Consider the following 661-nt stretch of genomic DNA (forward strand, 5'->3'; position numbering starts at 1 on the left):
CAACCCCGACCGGGTGGACGATGCCTCCACACCGGTGGTAGTTTCCGGCGTTGTGGCTGCCTTTGAGTTTGATGAAGGGGCAGGCAGCACGGCTGATGATGTTTCCCACAATAATACCCCCCTGACCCTGTCGGGCAGTGCCGGATGGGGAAGCGGCCGGTCAGGCTCTGGCTCAGCACTCGAAATGGATGGGACTTCGGGTGCCGGAGAAATCAGTGGCTTGCAAACGGGCGGAGCAATGACGATCTCCTCCTGGGTACGCTTTGACAGTTTTGATCAAAGCTGGTCCAGGATGGTTGATTTTGGCAACGGCGCGGGTGGCAACAATATTATACTGGCTCATTCCGGTACGACGAACAATTTGGGATTCATTATCGTTGATGACGCCGGAACTTATCACCAACTCAGCATTGATAATTTCTTCCCCACCGCTGAGTGGGTGCATGTCACCGCGACGGTAGATAGCTCAGGGCTGATGAGCGTTTACAAAAATGGCGAACTGGCCGGTACGCACCAGGGGGCGGTGCCATCAGAAATGGTGAGGTCCAACAACTATGTGGGCAAAAGTAACTACGACAATGGTTACCTGGATGGTGCCATTGATGACCTGACCATTTTCAATGAAGCACTGGATGCATCCGGTGTTTCCGCACTTTATCAG

General features: G+C 53.9%; 1 protein-coding gene. It reads left to right on the forward strand.

All coding sequences use genetic code 11. The annotated features are described in order from the left end of the window. Nucleotides 1-661 (forward strand): LamG domain-containing protein (locus J7439_RS25820; RefSeq protein WP_209204920.1); only part of this gene is annotated, 661 nt, incomplete at both ends.

This window comes from Salinisphaera sp. G21_0 (assembly GCF_017744115.1).
GTDB lineage: Bacteria > Pseudomonadota > Gammaproteobacteria > Pseudomonadales > Endozoicomonadaceae > Endozoicomonas.